Annotated in this window: 1 protein-coding gene; it reads left to right on the forward strand. The window is 58.0% G+C overall.

Annotated features, from left to right (window positions below):
* On the forward strand, positions 1 to 686 hold a 686-nt coding region (msrP, locus tag AC0T7J_RS25070; protein ID WP_473798416.1), incomplete at both ends, for a protein-methionine-sulfoxide reductase catalytic subunit MsrP.

Here is a 686-nt window from a genome sequence, read left to right on the forward strand (position 1 = left end):
GGCAAGGGCGATCCCGCGAGGAACGCTGGCGACCTGAAAACCGAACCCTGGAGCGTGGTGATTGACGGGGAGGTGGGTAAGCCGGGGCGTTATGCGCTGGAAGACTTCATGAAACCGTATCAGTTGGAGGAGCGTATTTATCGTCTGCGCTGCGTCGAGGCGTGGTCGATGGTCATTCCCTGGATCGGCTTTCCCATCTCGGCCTTGCTCAAGCAGGTGGAACCGACTTCCAAAGCGAAGTACATCCGCTTCGAAACCTTGCAGGATCCCAAGAGCATGCCCGGCCAGCGTTCCGGTTTTGCGTTGATCGACTGGCCGTATGTCGAAGGCCTGCGTCTCGATGAGGCGATGAATCCTTTGGCGATCCTGGCGGTGGGCATGTATGGCCGCGAACTGCCGAACCAGAACGGCGCGCCTTTGCGTCTGGTGGTGCCGTGGAAGTACGGCTTCAAAAGCGTGAAATCCATTGTGCGCATCAGTCTGGTCAGCGAGCAGCCGAAGACCACTTGGCAAAGCATTGCTGCCGATGAGTATGGCTTCTACGCGAATGTGAATCCTACCGTCGACCATCCACGCTGGACCCAGGCGCGCGAGCGGCGCTTGCCGAACAGCCTGTTCAAACCGAATGTGCGCGATACGCAGATGTTCAACGGCTACTCGGATGAAGTCGCTTCTTTATATACAGG

The sequence above is a fragment of the Pantoea sp. E956-1 genome, from assembly GCF_982223955.1.